We start from the raw sequence: 13276 nt of genomic DNA, 5'->3' as shown, positions 1-13276 counted from the left end.
TCGACTCGTCACCAATGCAAAGACTCTTCATTATTCAAGATTTCCCCTCAACCAACTCCAATACTGTCGCCCTCATCATTCTCTTTTGCAAATCCACTGAGTGCTTCCGCGTACCTTCAATGGCGCACCAGATGGATCTTTTGCTCGTGCGGTGCGACCGCGCCGCCGATTTTGGGGCATCGCGGATCGGGCGTGCCGGGCTCTCCTCCTGTCTGATAACCGCTGCCAAGACATCCACCCCGACACAGCGCGAAATAGCGGCACGAGTTGCAAACCGGATGCGTCACGTCGAATACCGGTGCACTGGACAGGATCGCCTTAAGGTCTGATCGATACAGGTTTCCCATCGGCCGATCCTTGAAGCATGTACAAGGGCAGATATCGCCATTGGGGTAGACATAAACCTTGGCGGTTCCGGCGCCACAGTTCGTCGCAGACGGCGGAAGCTCGAGTTTCGCGAGCACTTCGTCAGACAGCGCGTCGAGACGCTCGAAGTCGTACATGGGCGCGATTTTAAGGCGCGTCCTCACCGGCATGTTTCGCAGCCGATAGACGTGCTGGTTCCATCGCGCGGTGTCGATGTCGACCCCGCTCGCCGCCCTGCCAGCATAGGTCGCCCGCTTGATGGCGATATGCACGAGCCCGAGCGTGTCGAGCTGCGCGATGAATGCCGCCGCGCGCTCCATGAATCCCACATCGACGACCGTCGTGGACACGCTGCAGGTAATGCCATATTCGACAAGACGCCGCAAGGTGCGCGCGGCCTTCCGATAAGAGCCAGCGCCGCGAATGCCATCGTGCGTTGTCTCATCACCGTCCAGCGAAACCTGAACGGAAAGGCGCGGATGCCTAGCGAGCATCTTGAGCGTCGCGTCGGAATAGAACGACGTCACGCCGTTTGTATTGATGTTGATATGCAGGCCGCACGCCAGCCCGAATTCGAGAATCTCACGGAAATGACGGTGCAAAGTCGGTTCGCCGCCACTCAGCAGCACCAAACTATCAGGGTAAAGGCGCGCGATATCCGCCAGTGCATTCTGGATCATCCCGACCTCGCCCGTCTCATCGCGATAGGGCGACGAATCGCGAATGCAATGCGAGCAGGTCAGATTGCATCGCTCGGTAATGACGAAATAGAACTGTTCCATCATTCAAGCTCGAGATGCGGCCGTGGTTTGGCGTTCAATGCCTCGGGCTGACGCGCCGACGAACGCAAAGCGGAAATCAGCTTTTCGAGCGCAGCGAAATCGTACGACTGCGTCGTGTCCTGAGCAGGACGCTGCACATAGGCCTCCAGAATCTCGGCAATTTCAGGCTGCGACTCCAGTTGACGGATCCAGTCGCCAAGCGTCAACGGATACCATCCCATCGCCAGATGCGCCGAATGCCGTTCCTCGGTGCGCGTAAAGTGCCAGATTCCGCGCGGGCAATAAAAAACGTCGCCCTGCTCCACCAGCACCGATTTCCATCCCGTACATTGCGCGTCTACTGGTGGCACCGGCTGGTGTCGAATGGCTCGTGCAAGCACATGCGTGTCCTCGCGATAAAACCAGCGCTTGCTTCCATGAATCTGGACTGCAAACACGTCGTGCCGATCGAAGTGGACATTCACGCCTTGCTGGCCGCGCGCGGTGTAGTAGCCGTTCACGCTCACGCGCGTGCGAATCTGCTCGCTTAGCTCGTCGACAAACGTCTCGAGCGGTGAGTGACACTCATGGATTCGGTCATAGACGAGCGTGCCGCCGCGCGCGATCGCGAGAAGAACTTTCTTTCGATTGAGTTCGTTGTTGAGGTTGTTAATATAACGATCCTTGTCGTCTATCAGATCGTACTTGTGGATCGTGTTGTGATGGTCCGTCACCCGGACCCGTGGATAAAGCAACGACGAGAAGTTGAGAATCGCATTCAGATCGGAAAGCGTAAACAGGTCCGAGAACTTGTCCGCGGCGCCTTTGATGTGTAGCGGCTGCTTCCCGTAGAAGTCTGAAAAGAAGTGCGACTCTTGCACGTCCCCGAGCAAGAACTGAAGAAGCGATCCCATGTTTCAACTCACAATATATCCAGGCCGGGTAATCAGCGAAACGCGCAATTGACGCAGCTTGTCCAGCTGCGAAGCTGGAAGCACGTCTTCGATGTAACTGATATCTAGTTCGCGCAGCCTAGGCAGATAAAATATCCAGTCGGGAAGCCGTTTGATCGCAATCCTGGCAATCCCCAACGACTCAAGTGAGAGGCAGTTCGAAAGCGTTTCGGGCAGCCGAGCGAGAGGATTCGCACCAACATTCAAGCGCTCAATGGCGGTCTGGTCGGCTGGCCACTCGAACGAAACGAGATCGTTTCTGTAAAGACTGACGGACTTGAGTCGCGCAGCGTGCGCCAAGACCGGTACGAACTCACGCAACCGGTTCTTCTGCACATACAGATGTTCGATACTCGGCGGCAGCATGGACAGATCCGCGCGCGTCAGGCCATTGGCCGCGAATCCAAGCCATTGACAATCGCCGAGCACGCGTGCCGCTCCGTCCAGCGTGAACCCGTTGCTGCCGAGGTCGACTACCTGAGCGCGCAAAGCGCACGCCATGTCGGGTAATGCCCGGTCGTCCAGGTTCGCATTGTTGATTTTCAGGATACGCGGTTCAAGCGCGCTCACGCAGGCCGCGATCTTGCGCAGGTTGTCGCGATCCTGATTCCTCAACAGGCTGTAGCCGGTCAACTGGTCGTAGAAGTCGAGTAGACGTTTGTTGGACTGCCAAAGCGGTGGCTTCACCGTAAGCCGGGTGATGTCGTTCAGTTGCTCGATATCGCCAGCGCTCATTGCACGCACACCCCGCAGGATCTCCTCGGAGAGCCGCACGGCGGTGTAGCGGTCAAGCTTTGCGTCGTGCATTGTGAAGGCGCCAACAGCATGAAACAGATTGCGTACTTTGGCGCTGAACGGCATGTCGTGTGAGACGAACTCATCTGATGCGTGACGATCGCCGTGCGCAACGACGTACACCGCACGGTTGCCATGATCTTCGGTCGAAAGCCAGCGCTGGAGCCGCGCGCATATCTCCTCTGTCAGATCGTTGTCGCCGAGAAGCGGCAGTATGAACACAACATGATGATGTGGGAGACCGCGCGAAACGGTCTCCCGTTCGAGCAGACGCCTGAACACGAAACGGACGCCTTGTCGATTTAAGGCGCCGAGCAACGTGGCTTCTCCAGCCGTTTCCCGGGGCAACCCGGATACTATCTGCAGAGACTCAAGCATGATGCCCGGAAAGCGCGACTAGCGATCGTCCTTGTCGCAATGGTCGGTCTCCTTCCAGAGACCGAACATCCCTGTGAGATCGGACATCGCCTGACTATCCAGATCGCTCAATTTCAGGATCTCACGGCGCGTCGAGTTATCACGCGATTTATCGGAACTTGACACCGATTGCGTACCAACATGAGTCGATTGCATAACAATTACCCTTGTTCTGCTGATTAAAATTGTCATCCTCCGTAACGAGCGCTACGTGGACCTGTTCGAGACTCGCATCGACAGCCTGCTAGAGCGCGACTGCACGAAGCGCCAACGGAAAATTCCGATACTGTCCCAAGTGAGACATCGGAAAAATTTGTGGAAACTTTAGCGGTTGTACCGTTTCCACCGGCGGGTTGAACGACACCTGTTATTCAAATGACCCAATCGCCAATGTGGGCCGCGCCAGTCCAAACGACGGCTGGAGGCGGCTCATTCCAGACATACATCATGTCAGCTTTCCTTGACCGACTCGACGATCTCCTCTGCAACCACGTCGAACAGATTCTTCTTGTATCTGAACACCTGCTGGAACGGCGACCGCACCGGTTCTTTCGCGACGGCTCGAACTAGTTGCCTTTCTCGTCGACGCGGTAAGCATCGAGATTCCGGTCCTTTACTCGATCACCGCCACGCCATGCCCTTTCTTCATCATGATGATGTTCGGCATGTCGCCATTGAGCATGGCTGGAAGTAGACCTCGTTGTCGTCGTCGAGGCGAGTGGCGAGTACTTCGAGAAGGGCGCGCTTGCCGGGAGTCGGCGGGACCTCAAGCGGCCGATGTTTTCGAAGGCCGGGAATACTTGGGCCATTGTTTCTAAGTTGATTGTTGTAAGAGCGGCGGTCCATCGTACTGTGGATGCGTGATGCCGCAGTGACGGCGGCTTCGCAAGTTCTTGCGTCGATGCACGCCAGGCGCCGGCCGCGCGGCCCGATCCGCCTAGCCTCATTTTCTGAAGTAAGCCATCGCGTGCCGTTCGGCGGTGCACGCACGCTGCGCTTTGGATGCGCTCACATCCTCATCGGCTAAGAGTTCGAATTCATCGAACCACGAACCCATGTTGGCGAAGCTCGCGTCCTGTTCGACGTCGGGCCGCATGCGCGCGACGCGTCTTCCGCCAAGACTGTAGATGCCCCAGCGCGTGTCGCAGTCGTTGCAGCGCGCTTCGAAGTCGCGTTCGCGCGGCGTGAATTCGGCAAGCCGTCCGCAGTGGCGGCATTTGCCGAGCGCATCGAGCGCGGCCGCCGCCTGAGCGATCCTCTGCCTGCTTTCGTCGTTGAGCTGCGCGAGCTTCAGCCAATCACGCAACGCTTGCCTGTCGTGTTCGGCCAGTGGCGTCGCAAGCCGCCAGTTGCCCGCGCGGACCACGCCGTAAGCGCGGGCGCCGAGCCAGCCGAGCACGTCGCCGGGCAAGCGGCTGATCTCGCGGCCATAGGCATGAAAAAGCGGAGACCACAGGAAGCGCTCCACCATCCGCCTGAGGCGTTCCTCGCCGTAGAAATCGAACGGGTTGATGATGTTGCCGCTGCCAGGGTGCGAAGACGTCTGCGCGTTCGCGCCGGGTAAGGCCGGAAGGCAGGCGATCACGATGCGCCCGCTCCCGTCCGGCTTCTGCCCCGCCGCGCAGGCGCCTTCCGTCAGCGCGGGCACGATAACCAGCTCCCGATCACGCTGACGAATGCGAATCTCCTCGTTCGCGAACGTGAACCGGCCCGGCGTCCCGGCGAACGAGAAGCTCATGGCGTCGGACTCAAAGGAGACGTCGGCGAGTTTCATCGAGGCCATCACACGCTGCAGCAGCATGCGCAGATACCACGCGAAGTCGGTGAGCGCCTCGCGATTGTCGGCGAGGATGTCCCGCGCACTGGCGTCCTTGTCGATAGAGCATCGCTGATGCTCGCGCCACAGCGTCGGCAGATGCCTGTAATGCGGGTCGTGCATGAGGATATTGGTGTTGCGCAACTGCGCGGGCACGTGCGCGGCGCGCGGCACATTGCCATAAAGCTGCCCCTGCCGCAGCATGCCGATGCGACGCTTCGCGCTCTCCAGAAACTCGATGGCGGCGCCGGATTCCTTCAGGCCGCGTGCCGTGGCGGACGTATCCATCGCCGCGCCCCAGAGTTCGTAGAGGCGATGGCTGAGCTTGAAATAGAGATCGCCGCCATCTTTCAGGCGCTCGGCTTCAGCGTAGGCATCGTGAAGCTTTCTGACTTCGACCAGACGCCGGCTCAGGTAGTCGTTCAGCCGGTCAAGCAGGCGCGCGTACACCTTGTTTTCGTAGATCGACCAGTCGTCATCGCTCAGCATGGCGAGCAGCCTGCCGGGCAGGACGCCGAAAAACGTGCGCCTGTACCAGTCTTCCGAATGCGCCGCGAGCCGTTCGACCGCGCGCGGCGCCATGCGGCGCACGCGGTGAATCTGCGTGACCTCGGCTTCGTACTTCATGGCGAAGCGCGGCTTGCGGGCGATTTCGTCCAGATGCCCGTGCGAGAACACGCGCGCGAGTTCGTCGTCCAGTTCGTTGAGTTTGACGGATTCGGCGAGATCGGACGGGATGAGCGGCGAAGGCGGCTCGGACACATGCGCGCGATACCGCCGCGCCAGCACCTGCACCGCCCGCCGGACCAGCGCCGCCGCGGATTCCTCGTCGCCGTGACGCGCCCGCCCGCTGAACTGGCGCGTTTCGCCGTCCAGCATGCAGCGTTCGCGGCCATCGCTCAGAAGCAGGTCGCCCGTGGTCAGCGCATGCTCGCCATTGAGCATCGCGCGTCCAAGCAGCCGGTAGCGCCCGGACTCGACGATCTCCGGCAACGCTACTTCGCGATCGAGGTAACGGTCGAAGACCTTCACGCGCCGCGCTCCAGACGTTTGATGTCCCGCTCGATCGCGCTCAGGCAGCGGATCGGATCGGCGTTGCCCGGGAGCATGGCGAACACGTCCTCGACCGCGCCTTGCACCTGTTCGAGATCTTCCCGGCCGATGTCATAGCGGCCCACGACCTTGCCGTTACGGAACACGCGCGTGGAGAGCAGATGATCCAGCGCCTGCGCGAAGCTGCCGCCGGACGCCTCGACCACCGGCAGGAAATGACGCGCCTGCCGCTCGAACCGGTTCCCCCAGCCGATGCCGAAGCGTTCGCCGAGCGCGCGTGTGAAATCGCTGCTGCGGATGGCCGACAGAATGTCATCGACGTCCGCGCGATGCAGGTCCTGCGCGGCGCGAAACGCGCTCATGAGCGACTCGAACGAATAGACGGCCTGGCGCGGTTTCGGACCACGCTCGACATGCCCTTCGTTGCGCGGAAGTTCGAGCACGAAGGCGCGGTCGTGCGTCTTGTCCGCGAGTTCGTTGGTGGTTTCGTCCTGATTGGCCGTGCCGATGAACCACACGTTCTCCGGCAACACGATATCGCGGCCGCCGATCAGCGCGCGCGGCGGGTTCGGCTCGCTCGACTCGACCAGCCGGATGGTGCGATCCTGCTTCTTTTCGAGTACGGAGAGGAAGTCCGCAAAGTATTGCTCCGGGCGCGACAGATTCATTTCGTCGAGCAGAATTATGTTCACGCGATCGCGCGCGCTGGGCGTCGAGGCCCGGTACAGCGCCTGCAAACATTCCTTCTCGGCAAAGCGCTTTTCGAACGTGTTGTAGTGGCCCAGCAGATCGCTGCGGTCACGCCAGCCCGCCTGCACCGCGATATCCTGGCACTCGCCGCCCACCACTTGGGCAAAGGCCTTGGCAAGGCTCGTCTTGCCCGTGCCGCTGATACCCTGAAACACGTGCAGCTGGCTCATCGCGAGTCCGCCGACGAACAACCGCAGGTCGTCCAGGGCGAAGTGCAAGGGCTCGTCGCGATGCGCCCAGGCAAGCCGCGCCTGCAGTTCGTCCGTGAACGTCTTCAGGTCGCCCACCTTGTCCGTGGGGCGCTCGTGCTGGAACGCGGGTTCATCGTCCATGCGCGAGAGTTCCGGGAAGGCGCTTTCGGCACGGCGCGAATCCGTCAGGCTGCGGATACGCGTTTCCAGTCCATCCAGGTGCGCGCTCAGGACCAGATTCTTCTGCTGCAAAACCCGCATTTCCTTCGCCGTGTTCTCGCGCTCAACCGCGGAGACTTTCGTCACGAACGCCTGCTGGCGATAACCCTGAATTTCGACGCGCATGGCTTCGAGCTCTTCCCTCGCCTGATCGCGCTCGCTGCGCACGACGCCGAGTTCATCGGCGGCTTCAAAGGCTTGCAGGTCGCTCACAGTGCGCTCCAGCCGTTTATTCTCGTGCCGCAGCGTCTGCAATTCCTCCAGCAAGGCCGACGGGGCGCGCCCGTTCAGCAAATCGAGGAGCCCTGCCTGACTGTCCAGCTCTTCGTTGGCCGCACTCAGCTCGTGCGCCAGACTCTCGCTGCGGCTGCGCAGTTTCTCGATGGTGCGTTCACGCTCGCTGCGCTCCGCCGCGAACTCGCTTTCCAGATTCCTGCGCAGCATGGCTTCCATCTCCTCGAGCGTGCGCTTTTCCGTCCTGAGCGCGAGCTTGTCGCGCGCCAGTTCTTCCTGCTGCACGGTCAGCGCGATTTCCGTCTCGGCAAGCCGCGCAGCACGCTCGTTGAGCCGCTGGCGCACCGCATCGATTTCCTGCTTCTGCCTCTCGTGCGCCTGAATCTCTATCTCTTCGCTTTCCAGAATGAGCGATGTCCGTCGCAGTTCCTGCGTCCGGATCTGCTCTTTGAGGCCGTCCAGCACCGTTTGGTGCTGGATCGCGAAACCATTGCGCGCGTCGAGCTCGCGTTCTACGAGGTCGGCCTCCCTGCACACCAGCTCCTTGTGCTTTTTACTGCACGCCTCTTCGCGGGTAGCCAGATCTCTCGCACGCTCGGCCAATTCCAGTTCCTTCGCGGTTGCCTTAGCTTCTTTTGCTTCGACCTCCTTTGTGCGTGCCTCAAGCTCGGCGCGGCCCGCGTCGAATTGCGTCTTCAGCGCCTCCTGAGCCTCTTCTGCCTTCTTCTGGCGCTCGACGGGCGACAGCGCGTCGGAATTCAACCCGGACAGCACCTGGTCCACTTCGAACGGCTGCGCCGGCACGATATTCGCGCGGTCCAGAAATTCCGTGAGCGAAACCGGAGCTCGCGGCTTCGCGCCGTTTTGCGCTTGCGGTGAGTTCGGACCATTCCCCGGAATGGGCGCGCGATGGGTCGATTTGTTTTTTTTCGGCATATCAGTACATGCGGTAAAAGAGCGCCATCCAGGAAATGGCGAATTTGGCGTTTTCGAGGGTGCGTGCTCGGTCGGCCGTTTCGCCCGACGCGTGCGCGCCCACTTTGTTGCGGTATTCGGTGAGACCGGGCAGGCGATGCAATTCGAGCGCATCGCGTCCGATCTCGTGGAAAGGGTGATCGTCGCGTTCGTGCGCACCGAACAGCGTCGCGGCGAGCAGCGCCTTGAGCGCACCCTGGCCCGTCTCGTTCATGGCGGCGGCGATGTATCGCCGTTTCTGGCCGGCCAGCATGCCGATCAGCCGCGCATCGAGCGGGGCGCCAGCCACGCGCAGCAGGCCCAGCTCGGCCTTTGCCTCGAGGAACGACCAGTCGTGATCCTTCGGCCATTCCGGCGGATGCGCTTTCCACTCGCGCAACAGCCACTGCAGCACGCTCTCGATCAGATTGGCAGACTCCGTCATCAGCGCGCCGAGTTCCTCCGGGCGGCCGCGTTGCGAGCGCTCGATGCTCTCCATCAGCCGCAGCACGCGCGCGAGGTGATCGCGGATCAGCGCTTCGCGGCGGACGTAGGCGTAGCTCGCGTCGAGTTCGAGATCCACGCTCTCTTCGAGCAGATCCATCCATTGGTCCGCCGTGAGGCCCTCCGCCTTCACTTCCGGCATGAGGCTCTGCATGAGTCTGGCGACGTGCTCGTCACCGCGCGCCAGTTCGACGAACGGCTTTCTGAGCCACGGCACCGCACGGCGGATGCGGAACGGGTCGCTGATGAGCCAGCGATCGATGCCGGTTTCGTCGCGATACAACTCGCAGCCGAGATAGAGCGCGACCGGTCGTTCATCGATGCACTGAATGGCATGCAGCGCCACGTCCAGCTCCGTGTCGCGCCCTGTGCGTCCCGCCGCGTTCACATCGCGGCGATACGACCAGTGCGCGCGCAACAGCCGGTCGGCATCGAGTTGCGGCGCGGCACGGTGCCTGAGCAGAAACGGCCGGTGCACGAAACCCGAATCGCGGTCGAACACGAAGCAGGGGCGGTTTTTCGCATCGAGGCTCGTGGGCACGACTTCGGACAATTGAGTCGTGAAGCGCGGCAGCCAGTCGCCGCTCACGGCGTCCTGAAAGGCATAGCCGACCTGTAGCGAACTGCGCATTTCCTCGGCGCCGTCGAGCAGCCGCGTACCGGCGGGCGTGACGCGGAACGAGGCATCGAGCCAGCCGTTGGGCTGAAGCTGAACCGCGATGATGAAGCGGATCAGTTCCAGGTCGAGCGCCATCAGCGCGGCGAGCTCGCGGTCATCGCGAATGCCCGAGCGGATCAGTCCGAGCACGGTTTCCTGAAACAGATTGAGCTCGGAACGGCGACGCTCGTCGGGATACAGCACCTTCCAGGCGTACACCGGCCACAGCAGATCCTTGCGTTCCCGCGACGGCCGCTTGCGCGCCGAATCCTGCCAGCAGTAGCGATCAGAGAACATGACCGTGCTCCCCCTCGCAAAGCGTGAGGAACCCGCTGAGCGCCGGCACGGCCTGCTTTGCCGCTTCGCCTTCGGCCATCGCGCGGTCGCCAACCGCGAGCAGCAGCGAGCGCTGCCGGCTCATCGCTACGTTCATGCGGTTGCTGAGCCGCAAATGGCCGTATTTGCGGCTGGCCGCTGCGTCGAACGCCGCTGCGCCCGCTTCGGTCGCCTCGAGCGCCGGCAGCGGGTCCCTGTTCGAGCGCACCACCGACAACAGCACGATATCGAACTCCTTTCCCTGAAACGCGTCCACCGTGCCGACGCGCAGCCGCTCGTCGCCGCCGGGCGTGCTCCGGTAGTCGTCCTCAATCTCCCAGTCCAGCGTCTCCGGATCGCGACGCGCGAGCCCCTGTTCCTCGAACTGCCTGAAGATCTCGTCGCGCTGCGCGCTATAGAACGTGATCACGCCGACGCTGACTTCCTCGCCGCACGCGTCGAGCAGACGCTTCGCCTCGCGCGCCACGGCGGCCGCCTCGGCTCTGCGGCTCCAGCTGGGCACGCCGTGCTTGCCTTCCTGCGCGTCGTCGCGGCCGTTGGGCACGTCGATCCAGCCACATACGCGTCGTTCGTGGCCCGGAATGTCGGACATGAACGCGGACGCCGGGCGTCCCGCCTTGACGGGCTCGAGCCCTTCCTTCTCGTAAAACTCTCGACTCACGAAATCACCCAGTACGGGATGCATGCGGAACTGCACGTCGAGCATCACAACGCGTCTGACGTTGTCCTGTTGTTCACGCTGTTTCAACTGTTTCCACAAGCGCTCGAACAGGCTTTCGCGATACGCCTCGCGCTCGTCCTCGCTCAACTGATGCGCCTTGGCTACCTCTTCCTCGACTTTCGGTTCCAGCAAGTGCGGAAGCTGGCGGTGGTCGCCGACCAGCACGATGCGCCGCTGCGCCATCGACATCGGAATGAATAGGTCGAGCGGATTGGCGCGCGCGGCCTCGTCGACGATCACGGTATTGAACGCGATCCCCGTTTCGACCATGCCGCTCAGGCTCTTCAGATTCGCCATCGGCATGCTCGCGGCCTGCTGACAGGTCGCGCCGACGATCATGGCATACTCGCGCACGGTTTCGGCGGCACGCACTGGATCGAGGGCGAGCGCATCGCGGTAGCGCGAGAGCACGCCCGTGGTGCCGAGCCGCGACGCCTTCAGACGATCTTCGATGGCGATCTCCAGCGCCCCCAGCAGGCTCTGTCCGCACGCATCGAGCTGATGCCGCACACGCACCGGGCGGTAGTCGGTCAGCGCATCGAGCATCGCGTTCTTGAGTGCGCTGAGGGTGGCCGCGTCCTCGTCCGTGAACGTCGCGTCGCAACGCAATTCACGCAGACGCGCGACGAGCGGCTCCGGCATGCCGCCGTACAGTTCGCACGCCGTCAGCAATTCGAGCCGCCGTTCGCGGCCGTCATCCGCGTGACCCGCGGCTGTGATGCGCAAGCCGCGCACCTTGCGCAGCAGCATTGAGCGCTCTTGCGAACCACGCAGCGCCGGCGCGGGCGTCTCGCGCACATACTCGCGCCATCGCGACATCAGGCTGGCCGACACGCGGATGCCGCTACCCTGCTGCATCAGCTCATCGAGACAGGCAGTGAGCCGGTCCAGTTCGGCGCGCCGCTGATCGGGCGGGAGCGACGCGAGCCGCAGCGTCGCGATGGATAGGTGCACCCGCTTCAGCGCGCCGAGCTGCGGTTCGGCGGACTCGTGCCGGGCGACGTTCTGCTCGACTTCGGTGCGCGTCTGCGTGCACCAGCGCTCGACCAGATCGTGAGTTTCCGCGTCCTTGCGCCCGCCCACCTTGATGCCCGGCAGACCGAACACGAGCGTACGATGCAAGGCGTTTTCGACGGCATCGTGCTGGAAACTCGAGACGAGCACCTGATGCTGCACGTTCTGCTCTTCGCCGAGTTCGCCGATGCGCCGCTCGAGCGCCGCGATCACCTCGGTCTTGCCCGTGCCCGGCGGCCCGATGATCAACATGATGTCCGGCGTTTCGAGCGCCGCCTTGATCGCCTCCGCCTGCCGGTCGGTCGGCTTGCCGTGCTTGAAGGCGGCGAGCGCGCCCGGCGTCAGCGCCCGATGCTTCTCGCGCCGCACGCTCGGATACGGCAGGTTTTGCAGCAGATAGCGCAATTGCGGCAGCCGCGTGCCGCCGTCGATGGTCGCGCGCGCGCTCAGCCGGCGATCCTGCACCGTACGGTTGCCAGCCAGCGAAAGCGACAGATAACCCGCCTTGGGCGGCGCCTTGGCGCGCTGCGAGCGGATCACGAGCGAGCCGCTTGCGTGACCGAACTTTTCGATCGATCCGCGAAAGCGCTGCGACTGCGTGGCCTTGTCCAGCCCGACGGCCCAGTCCGGATGGCCCTCCGAGGCTTCCAGCACCAGCCCCGTATCGCTTTCGAGCGCGCGCCACTTGCTCATGAACGCGCGCAGGTCGTCCGGATCCATATGGAAGCGCCAGTAGCCGCCCTCCTCGCTCGCCGATTCGACCCGTGTGTAATGCAGCGCGCCGAGCGTGGCGGCCTGACGCTGACTGCGCTGCCACTCCTGTTCGCTGTACTTGCCCCACAGGTTCAGATAGCTGCCGTTGTTCTGCACCGACTGATCGAAGCTCGCGCGCGCCGCCGCGCTCAGCAGCTGGCTCGCGACCGTCGCCTCGACGAATTCGAACGCGCCGTCCACCCGCGTCCATTCAAGCCCGCGCGCGCTCATGCGCTCGATGCGTCTGACGACCACGCGCCCGCCCGCCTCCGCCTGCAGATGCAGCCGCCGCGACTGCCCGATGATGCGCCAGTCGCCGGGCGACGAGCGTTCTTCACGCTGCACCGCCATCCACGGCGAGGCTCCTTCGACGATGAATTCGTCCCTGAGCCACGCAAGCGCGGCCTGGCCGTCGGGCGACGGGATCGCGCCCTGAGACACGAGCGTGTCGATGGTCAGTTCATCGACAGCGATCTGCACCGGCTCGTCGAGCGGCGTCCAGCCGGACGGCGCGACCGTCTGCAACATGAAGCCGCCGCTGGTCTGCTGCAGAAGCAGCCAGACGAGTTCGGAGCGTTCGACGAGCACGATGAATTGCTTCGGGCAGCTCGCAAAGTCCACTTCGACGAGCGTATCGTCCTGGGCGAGCCAGAGCGTGCCTTGCGCATCGCGCCACACGCGCACTTCGGCGTTGTGCTTCAACGGCACGAGCGGCAGGCGGCCTTCGGGCCGGACGAAATGAACGTCGGGCGCGAGCATGGGAAAATCAGCGAGTCTCATG

General features: G+C 62.7%; 7 protein-coding genes. All 7 read right to left on the bottom strand.

The window, feature by feature from the left end:
• Window positions 1-116: 116 nt before the first annotated feature.
• Window positions 117-1151: a radical SAM/SPASM domain-containing protein gene (locus AABE10_RS05540; protein ID WP_342932313.1), complete on the bottom strand. Its 1035-nt coding sequence runs from the start codon at window positions 1149-1151 to the stop codon at window positions 117-119.
• The gene (locus AABE10_RS05535; protein ID WP_342932312.1) at window positions 1148-2041 is read right to left on the bottom strand and encodes a JmjC domain-containing protein; all 894 of its coding nucleotides are present in this window, start codon (window positions 2039-2041) and stop codon (window positions 1148-1150) included. The genes AABE10_RS05540 and AABE10_RS05535 overlap by 4 nt, the downstream gene beginning before the upstream one ends.
• Window positions 2042-2044: 3 nt before the next feature.
• Entirely contained in the window at window positions 2045-3157 is a 1113-nt protein-coding gene (locus AABE10_RS05530; protein ID WP_342932311.1) for a leucine-rich repeat domain-containing protein, read from the bottom strand.
• Window positions 3158-4235: 1078 nt separating this feature from the next.
• A complete protein-coding gene (locus AABE10_RS05525) occupies window positions 4236-6140 on the bottom strand; it encodes a hypothetical protein (RefSeq protein WP_342932310.1) in 1905 nt (634 codons plus the stop codon).
• Entirely contained in the window at window positions 6137-8338 is a 2202-nt protein-coding gene (locus tag AABE10_RS05520; protein ID WP_342932309.1) for an AAA family ATPase, read from the bottom strand. The genes AABE10_RS05525 and AABE10_RS05520 overlap by 4 nt, the downstream gene beginning before the upstream one ends.
• A gap of 154 nt (window positions 8339-8492) precedes the next feature.
• Window positions 8493-9968: a hypothetical protein gene (locus AABE10_RS05515; RefSeq protein ID WP_342932308.1), complete on the bottom strand. Its 1476-nt coding sequence runs from the start codon at window positions 9966-9968 to the stop codon at window positions 8493-8495.
• Window positions 9958-13275, bottom strand: coding sequence for a DEAD/DEAH box helicase (locus AABE10_RS05510; protein WP_342932307.1), 3318 nt, complete (start codon window positions 13273-13275; stop codon window positions 9958-9960). The genes AABE10_RS05515 and AABE10_RS05510 overlap by 11 nt, the downstream gene beginning before the upstream one ends.
• Window position 13276 lies beyond the last annotated feature (1 nt).

The organism is Paraburkholderia diazotrophica, assembly GCF_038900755.1.
GTDB lineage: Bacteria > Pseudomonadota > Gammaproteobacteria > Burkholderiales > Burkholderiaceae > Paraburkholderia > Paraburkholderia diazotrophica_A.
Note: the sequence above shows the minus strand (reverse complement) of the source record. Positions and strands in the feature narration are given on the sequence as shown.

Excerpts from the sequence above, each read along its gene's own strand:
- AABE10_RS05540 (WP_342932313.1), bottom strand. The coding sequence starts at position 1,151 with ATGATGGAACAGTTCTATTTCGTCATTACCGAGCGATGCAATCTGACC.
- AABE10_RS05535 (WP_342932312.1), bottom strand. The coding sequence starts at position 2,041 with ATGGGATCGCTTCTTCAGTTCTTGCTCGGGGACGTGCAAGAGTCGCAC.
- AABE10_RS05515 (WP_342932308.1), bottom strand. The coding sequence starts at position 9,968 with ATGTTCTCTGATCGCTACTGCTGGCAGGATTCGGCGCGCAAGCGGCCG.
- AABE10_RS05510 (WP_342932307.1), bottom strand. The coding sequence starts at position 13,275 with ATGAGACTCGCTGATTTTCCCATGCTCGCGCCCGACGTTCATTTCGTC.